This window comes from Streptomyces sp. CNQ085, from assembly GCF_022614595.1.
Classification (GTDB): domain Bacteria; phylum Actinomycetota; class Actinomycetes; order Streptomycetales; family Streptomycetaceae; genus Streptomyces.
Window position 1 is genome coordinate 1 of sequence record NZ_JAJFAU010000184.1, and the last position, 8253, is coordinate 8253.

The 8253-nt window shown below is 74.8% G+C and carries 7 protein-coding genes; 1 reads left to right on the forward strand and 6 read right to left on the reverse strand.

The window, feature by feature from the left end:
* The 6 genes from LJ221_RS21950 to xylB all read right to left on the reverse strand — a co-directional run.
* The coding region (locus LJ221_RS21950; protein ID WP_374228532.1) for a carboxyl transferase domain-containing protein at positions 1 to 838 on the reverse strand (838 nt) is incomplete at its 3' end.
* Entirely contained in the window at positions 831 to 2291 is a 1461-nt protein-coding gene (locus LJ221_RS21955; RefSeq protein WP_241718454.1) for an acyl-CoA synthetase, read from the reverse strand. The genes LJ221_RS21955 and LJ221_RS21950, both read right to left, overlap by 8 nt.
* Positions 2292 to 2382: 91 nt before the next feature.
* Positions 2383 to 3150: a DUF4239 domain-containing protein gene (locus LJ221_RS21960; protein WP_241718455.1), complete on the reverse strand. Its 768-nt coding sequence runs from the start codon at positions 3148 to 3150 to the stop codon at positions 2383 to 2385.
* Positions 3151 to 3405: 255 nt separating this feature from the next.
* Positions 3406 to 3714 (reverse strand): hypothetical protein, encoded by a 309-nt coding sequence (locus LJ221_RS21965; protein ID WP_302852053.1) that lies wholly within the window; start codon positions 3712 to 3714, stop codon positions 3406 to 3408.
* Positions 3715 to 4158: 444 nt separating this feature from the next.
* Positions 4159 to 5397: an ROK family transcriptional regulator gene (locus LJ221_RS21970; RefSeq protein ID WP_241718456.1), complete on the reverse strand. Its 1239-nt coding sequence runs from the start codon at positions 5395 to 5397 to the stop codon at positions 4159 to 4161.
* 121 nt (positions 5398 to 5518) lie between these two features.
* Complete coding sequence (gene xylB, locus LJ221_RS21975) at positions 5519 to 6946, reverse strand: xylulokinase (protein WP_241718457.1); 1428 nt, start codon at positions 6944 to 6946, stop codon at positions 5519 to 5521.
* A gap of 78 nt (positions 6947 to 7024) precedes the next feature.
* Here xylB and xylA point away from each other — a divergent pair, with 78 nt between their 5' ends.
* Positions 7025 to 8197, forward strand: a complete 1173-nt coding sequence (xylA, locus tag LJ221_RS21980) for a xylose isomerase (RefSeq protein ID WP_241718458.1) — start codon at positions 7025 to 7027, stop codon at positions 8195 to 8197.
* The last annotated feature ends 56 nt before the right edge of the window (positions 8198 to 8253 follow it).

Here is an 8253-nt window from a genome sequence, read left to right on the forward strand (position 1 = left end):
CCACCGCCTCCCAGCCCGTCTCCGGCAGGCCCGGCGCGCCCGTGCCGCCCAGCGCGCGCGGCGGCTCGGCGGGGCCGCCCGCGGCATCAGGGGCGCCCGCGGGGGAGGAGAGCAGGGACAGCCAGCGGCCCAGGGCGCCGGGCAGCTCCTTTGGAGCCACGATCCGGTCGACCTGCCCGGCCGCCAGCTTCTCCTCGGCACCGTACGCGGCCGGATCGGCGCTCGGGGGGCGCACCCGGGAACCGGCGAAGGCGACCTGGGCGCCCGGCAGGGCCAGCACCACGTCGGAGCCCGCCCCCAGTGTCGCCCAGCCGCCGCCGGTCGTCGGATCCCGTACGACGGCGATCTGCGGCAGACCCGCCGCCCGGGTCAGCGACGACTGCCGCGCCACGCGCTGGAGCTGGACCAGGGCCCGCATGCCCTCCTGCATACGGCTGCCGCCGGTCGCCGTCAGGGAGACCACCGGCAGCCGCGCCCGGCGGGCGTGCCGGTGTGCGGCCTCGATGCGGTCGCCGGTGCGCTGTCCGAGTGAGCCGCCGAGGAAGGCGAACTCGAAGGCGATCAGGACCGCCGGGACGCCGCCGACCGTGCCGGTGCCACACACCACCGACTCCCGCTCGCCGGTGCGCTCGTGTGCGCGGGCGCGCGCCGGACCGTACCCCTTCCAGGTGATCGGCCCGTCCCCGACGGTGTCGCCGCTCCCGCCGTCGTAACCGCCCGCGGCGGGCAGCTCCGTGAAGCCGTCGCCCGGCGAGTCGAGCACCGCGTCGATCACCGCACGGGCCGACAGCCGCCCGCCCGGTCCCGCCGCCCGTTCCGTGTCCGGCCGCTCAGCCACGGCCCAGCTCCCGCTTCATGACCTTGCCCATGTCGTTGCGGGGCAGGCCATCCGTGAACCGTACGGCCCGGGGCCGCTTGTGCGGCGTGAGCCGCCGCGCCACGTGGTCGACCAGCTCCTGTTCGGTGGGCGGCGGTCCGCCGGCCGGCACCACCCACGCCACGATCCGCTCACCCAGATCCGGGTCGGGCTCGCCGACGACCGCCGCCTCGGCGACGCCCGGGTGGCCCAGCAGGCAGTTCTCGATCTCTCCGGCACCGATCCGGTAACCGCCGCTTTTGATCAGATCCGTCGCCCTGCGGCCCACGATCCGGTAGAAGCCGTCGGCGTCCCGGGTGGCCATGTCGCCGGTGCGGAACCAGCCGCCCGCGAAGGCCTGCGCGGTGGCGTCCGGCCGGTGCAGGTACTCGGTGAACAGGTTGGGTCCGCGTACCTGGACCTCGCCCACGGTCTCGCCGTCGCCGTCCTCGATGCGGCGTCCCTCGTCGTCGACCAGCCGTACGTCCACGCTGGGCAGGGGCACACCCACGGTGCCGGCGCGGCGCTCGCCGTCCGCCCGCACACTGGTGATCATCAGCGTCTCGGTCATCCCGTAGCGCTCGACGACGCGCTGCCCGGTCGCGGCCGTGATCCGCTCGTGGTCGTGCGGGGGCAGCGCGGCCGAGCCGGACACCAGCAGCCGGGCCCCGCCCAGGGCTGCGGCCAGCCGGCCGCCCGCCTCGCCGCCGGCCTCCAGGGCCCCGGCCAGCCGGTGGTACATCGTCGGCACCCCGAACACCATGGTGCCGCCCTCCTCCAGCGCCGCCGCGACGGCCTCGGGTGAGAAGCGGCCCAGGTGGTGCAGTGTGCCGCCGCGCCGCAGCGGGCCCAGCACCCCCAGGACCAGCCCGTGCACATGGAACAGCGGCAGCGCGTGCACCAGTACGTCGTCGCCGGTCCACCGCCAGACGTCGGCCAGGTCGTCCAGCGTGCTCGCGATCGCGCGGCGCGGCACCACCACGCCCTTGGGCGGTCCGGTGGTGCCGGAGGTGTAGACGATCAGCGCCGGGCCGTTCTCATCGGGCGCGGACGTGGTGCCGTCGGGGCGGGGGTCGGCCTCCGGCCCCAGCGTGACATCGGTCCGCGGCAGCGCTTCCAGCGCCGGGGGCAGCTCGTCGCCGGAGGCGGCCAGCACCCGGTTGGGCGTGCTGTCGGTGAGGATGTGGGCCAGTTCGTCCTCGCCGACGCGCGGGTTGACGGGCACGGCTGGGACTCCGGCCAGCAGGGCGGCCAGGACGCCGACGCAGGTGTGCGGCGAGGAGGTGGCCCACACCGCCACCCGGCCGGCGTCGGCGATCTCCAGGGCGAGCGCGTGCGCCGCCCCGGCCAGCCGGCCGTAGCCGATCACCCGGCCGCCGAAGCGCAGCGCGGGTTTGTCCGGCGCCTGGTACAGGCTGGGGAAGAGTGCGGGCACCCGGGGCTCCTCGTCTGGTCACGGCCGTGCGGTCGGTCTCCAGGGTGCCTACCCACCGGACGGCGCGCAGCCCGGCGCGCGCGGTGTGATCTCAGTCGCCCGAGGCGCGTGGGAAGAGCGTGGTGAACGCCTCGGTCGGGTCCGCGAAACCGCGGGTGAAGGGGGAGTCGAAGTACCAGACCAGGAAGAGGAGGAACGCGATCAGCGCGGTGAACATGACTGCCAGCGCCAGCTCCCGGCCCGAGCGCTGGATCTGCAGGGCGAACACCATGCCCACCGCGATCACCGCACCCGAGACCAGACCGAGCCACACCACACCGGGCAGCGTCGGTTCGGCGCCCTGCGACCGGGCGGTACGGGCCTCGTCGGCCAGGGCGACCTGGTCCACGAGGGCCTGGTACGTCTGCGCCTCGCGCACGGTGGTCGGTTCGTGGCCGGTGACGGCCCGCCGCAGGTCCGCCAGGAGCTCTGTCCCCCGGTCGGTCGTTTCGCCGTGTTCGGCCATATGGGGCCACTCCACCGTGACCGTGTGACGGACGTACGCGTCGACGCGTTCGCGGACGCGTTCGCGGACCGCCGTGGGATAGGCCTGGGCGCGCTCACGCACCTCGTGCAGTGCCTGGGCCTCCTGTCGCGTCCACTCCTCGGCGGCGGAGCGCCCTTCCCAGGCGCCCGCGATGGCCAGGCCGAGGACGATCGCGTACACCACACCGATCATCATGGTCATGTACTCGATGACATCGGGGGTCTCGGAGGGGTCGTAGTCCTCGCCTGTGCGGCGGCGCCGCAGCAGGATGAAGGTCACGACGGCGGCGCAGGAGACGGTGACGGCGAGGAACAGGAAGAGCCAGTCGTTCACAGGGGGTTCCTTCGGGCTTTCGGCCTCGGTCAGCGGGATCGGGAGCCGGAGCGCGGGCGCAGCGCGGCGGCGGCCAGCACCGCCGGGGCGACGATCAGCAGGGTGCGCCCGGTGAGCGGCAGCCCCGCGCCGGACCGGTGGCGCCGGGTTTCGGGACGGGGAGCGGGCGGAGGGAAGAGGCTCGGGAGCGAGGAGGGCCGCCTCGGCGGCGAACTCTCCGGCGGAGGTGGTGTCGGAGAGAGTGGGGGCGCCGGTTCACGGGACGCGGGGACGGCCGGTGCGGTGACGGCCGTAGCTGTCGGACGCGGCTCCGGGGGCGGCGGGAAGGACGGTGGCGGAGAAGATGAGGGAGGCGCGGGCGGCACCGGAGGCGGCGGGGACGGTGTGGGTGTGGGTGTGGGAGTGGGAGACGGTGTGGGAGTGGGCGTGGGAGGCGGCGGGGACGGAGTGGGAGTGGGCGTGGGAGGCGGCGGGGACGGAGTGGGAGTGGGCGTGGGAGGCGGCGGGGACGGAGTGGGAGTGGGAGTGGGAGGCGGGGGGGACGGTGTGGGAGTGGGCGGACACGGGCGCCCCAGAACCACGCCGAGCCGCACACCGGTACCGCCGCCGACCGTGATCTCCGCGGACAGCTTCGGACAGCCGGTGCGCCCCATGACCATCGCCGACGCGGCACCGCTGGTCAGCCGTACCTCGGTACCGTCCCCGGTCCGGACCCCGGCGCCCGCGACGGCGGCCGGCGGAGAGGGCTGCGGAACGGCCGCCCCCTCGGCGCGGGCCCCGCCCGCCGCGGTGAGCACCAGGACGACCGCCCCCGCTCCCGCTCCCCACCTGCTGTGCCTTCTGTACACGGAGGGTACTTTGCGTGGGTGGAACCGCCGTCATGGTGAAACGGACACTGAATAACTCGAAAGAGTGAATGACGGATTCCAAGGTTGACAGTGACGGGCGCGTACTACCGTCCACGGGTGTGGACCGCCGTGTTCGGCCCCTCTTCTCGGCTCGTGCCCTTCAGCCGCGGTGGGCCAGTGGGTCGTCCAGGACCGCGCGGACGACGGAGTGGGCCGCGCCCAGCAGCGGGCCTTCCGCGCCGAGGCGGGAGACCGACACCGACGGGGGGTTGGCCAGACGGCGGCCCAGTTCGTGCTCCAGGGAGGGCAGCAGCCAGGGCGCCAGCCGGGCCAGGGCGCCGCCCAGGACCACGGTCCGCGGGTCGAGCAGGTTGACCGTGCCGGTCAGGGCGGTGCCCAGCGCGCTTCCGGCCTCGGCCAGGGCCCCCAGTACCGCGCGGTCGCCGTCCTCGGCGCGGGTGGCGAGCAGGTCGACGCGGGCGCCGGGGCCGGGGTGGCGCGCGGCGGTGGCGCGCGGATCGAGTCCGGCGGCCCGCAGGACGGCCTCCTCGCCCGCGTACTGTTCCAGGCAGCCGATGCCGCCGCAGGCGCACGGGCGGCCCTCCGGGCGCACCGGCACATGGCCCAGCTCGCCGGCGAACCCGCGGGTGCCGCGCAGGAGTTCCCCGTCCACCACGATCGCGGCGCCGATGCCGATCTCGGCCGAGACGTGGACGAAGCCGCCGGACGGCGGGGTGTGGCCGCCCAGCCACAGCTCGGCCAGGGCGCCCAGGTTGGCCTCGTTGTCGACGGAGCACACGGCTGTGTCGCCACCGCTGCCGGTGGGAGGCCCGGAGCCGAGCACGCCCGCGCTCAGACGGGGTGCCGGGTCGAGGTCCGTCCAGCCGAGGTTGGGGGCCTGGACGACGGTCGTGGTGCCGCGGGCGACCAGGCCGGGCACGGCCACGGCCAGCCCGGCCGGGCGTAGCCCCAGCCCGCGGGCCTCGTCCGCGACCGCCCTGACCAGACGGGCCAGTCGTTCCAGCACCGGGCCGGGATCGCTGTCCCGGTTGGCCGCGTCCAGCGCGGTGCGGGCGCGGACCTCGCCGCGCAGGTCGACGGCGCACACGGCGAGGTGGTCGACGCCGATCTCGGCGCCGATTCCGCAGGGCCCGCTGTCGCTGAGCGCCAGCGCGGTACCCGGCCGCCCGACCGCGCCGGAGCGGCCCGGGCCCAGTTCCACCAGCAATCCGGCGCCCAGGAGTTCGTCCACGAGGGTGGAGACGGCGGTGCGGGTGAGCCCTATCCGCGCCGCGACGGCGGCCCGCGACCGCGGGCCGCCGTCGGCCACCGCGTGCAGTACACGCGCCAGGTTCCGCCGCCGCATCTCCTGCTGGGTGTTGGGAGCGGATGCTGCCATCGGTGGCGTACTCCTCGAAAGGCTGCGCGGAAGGCGCCGCGGACGGTGGTGGCGCGGGACGGAACCTGGCGGGACTCGCGCGGCGGGCTGTGCCGGCGGACCGCGGGAGAGCTGCCGCCGGTCAGGGCCGCCGCAGCAGCGTATCGGCGTCGCCCAGGGTGGCCGTCAGGCGGGTCAGCGTCTCCTCGTCGCGCTCCACCGACTCGTACGACGGACCCTCGGCGGTGGACCAGCGGCGGGCGACCGCCGCCGCGTCCTCGCTCAGCACCAGGGCCGCGGCCTGCGCCGCCGCGCCGAGCGCGACCAGTTCCTGTGCGCGCGGCACGACCACCGGCCGTCCCGACAGGCGCCGTACCGTCTCGCGCCACGCGGTGCCCTTCGCGCCGCCGCCGATCAGCAGGATCGGGGCGTCCGGATCGGCGTCGTCGTCCAGGACCAGGTCCAGGGCGGCCAGCAGCGAGTGGACCGCGCCGTCGTAGGTGGCCCGGAGGATCTGGCCCGCGCTTGTGTCGTGCCGCAGACCGGTCAGGGTGCCGGAGGCGTAGGGGAGGTTGGGGGTGCGCTCGCCGTCCAGGAACGGCAGGACGGTCACGCCCCCGCCCGGCTCGATGGCCTCGCGGTCCAGGCCGAACAGGGCCGCGACGCGGTCCACGGCCAGGGTGCAGTTGAGGGTGCAGGCCAGCGGCAGCCAGTCGGTGCGGGCGTCGGCGAAGCCGGCCACGGTGCCGGTGGGGTCGGTGGGGCGACGGGTGGAGACGGCATAGACGGTGCCGGAGGTGCCCAGGCTCAGCACCGGCCGGCCCGGCCGCAGCCCCAGGCCGAGGGCGGCGGCCATGTTGTCGCCGGTGCCGGTGGCCACCAGCGTGCCCTGGGGCAGCGGCAGCCCCTCCCGCGGCCGTACCGTGCCGGCCGCCTCGCCGTGCCCCAGCACACGGGGCAGCAGCTCGGGGGAGAGGCCGACTTTTCCCAGGACCTCCTCGTCGTAGGCCTGGTCGGCCGTCGACCACCAGCCGGTGCCCGAGGCATCGCCCCGGTCGGTGGTGCCCTGGCCGGTCAGGCGCTCGGTGAGGTAGTCGTGCGGCAGCCGTACCGCCTTCACCGCGGCGGCGGCCTCGGGCTCGTTCTCGCGCAGCCACTGCCACTTGGTGACGGTGAAGGAGGCCGCCGGGACGCTGCCGAAACGCTCGGCCCACGCCTTCGGCCCGCCCAGCTCCGCCACCAGGCGGTCGCGCTGCGGGGCCGAGCGCACGTCGTTCCACAGCAGGGCTGGACGGACGGGGCGGCCCTGTCCGTCCAGCGTCACCAGCCCGTGCTGCTGGCCGCCGACCGAGACGGCGGCGGCCCGGTGGACGGCCGGCCCGCACTGCTCCAGCGCCTGCCGCAGCGCCTGCCACCACTGCTCCGGATCGCTCTCGTGGTCGGGCGAGACTGTGTGGGGCGCCTGGCCGCGCGCGACCACCTCGCCGGTGGCGGCGTCGACGACCAGTGCTTTGGTGGACTGCGTCGAGCTGTCCACACCGATAACGAGCGGACCTTCGGGTGCGGCCATGTCGCCTCTTCCTCTCCGGGGCTTCTGGGCGCATACTAATTTGTAAACGGGCCTGACGAAATACCCGAGAGGCATGACATGAGCTACGAGCCGACACCCGAGCACAAGTTCACCTTCGGTCTGTGGACCGTGGGCTGGCAGGGCCGTGACCCCTTCGGCGACGCCACCCGGCCGGCCCTGGACCCGGTCGAGACGGTGCACAGGCTCTCCGAGCTGGGTGCCCACGGCGTCACCTTCCACGACGACGACCTGATCCCCTTCGGCTCCTCCGCCTCCGAGCGCGAGGGCATCGTCAAGCGCTTCCGCCAGGCGCTGGACGTCACCGGCATGAAGGTGCCGATGGCCACCACCAACCTCTTCACCCACCCGGTCTTCAAGGACGGCGCCTTCACCGCCAACGACCGGGACGTGCGCCGCTACGCGCTGCGCAAGACCATCCGCAACATCGACCTGGCCGCCGAACTGGGCGCCACCACCTATGTCGCCTGGGGCGGCCGCGAGGGCGCGGAGTCGGGCGCCGCCAAGGACGTGCGGGGCGCGCTGGACCGCCTCAAGGAGGCCTTCGACATCCTCGGCGACTACGTCGTCTCCCAGGGCTACGACCTGCGCTTCGCCATCGAGCCCAAGCCCAACGAGCCGCGCGGCGACATCCTGCTGCCGACCGTCGGCCACGCGCTGGCGTTCATCAACGAGCTGGAGCACGCCGACCGCGTCGGCCTCAACCCCGAGGTCGGCCACGAGCAGATGGCCGGACTGAACTTCCCGCACGGCATCGCCCAGGCGCTGTGGCACGGCAAGCTCTTCCACATCGACCTCAACGGCCAGTCCGGCATCAAGTACGACCAGGACTTCCGCTTCGGCGCCGGCGACCTGCGCCAGGCGTTCTGGCTGGTGGACCTGCTGGAGTCGGCCGGCTACGAGGGTCCGCGGCACTTCGACTTCAAGCCCCCGCGCACGGAGGACCTCGACGGGGTGTGGGAGTCGGCGGCCGGCTGCATGCGCAACTACCTGATCCTCAGGGAGAAGGCCGTCGCCTTCCGCGCCGACCCCGAGGTCCGCGAGGCGCTGAGCGCCTCCCGCCTGGACGAGCTGGCGCGGCCGACCCTGAACGAGGGCGAGACCGCCGCCGACCTGCTGGCCGACACCGCCGCCTTCGAGGAGTTCGACGTGGACGCCGCGGCCGGGCGCGGCATGGCCTTCGAGCGGCTGGACCAGCTGGCGCTGGAGCACCTGCTGGGCGTCCGCGGCTGAAACGGCCGGCCCGGCCGGTGAGGCCCCGTGCGGGGGTGCGGGTGGCGGCCCGCGCC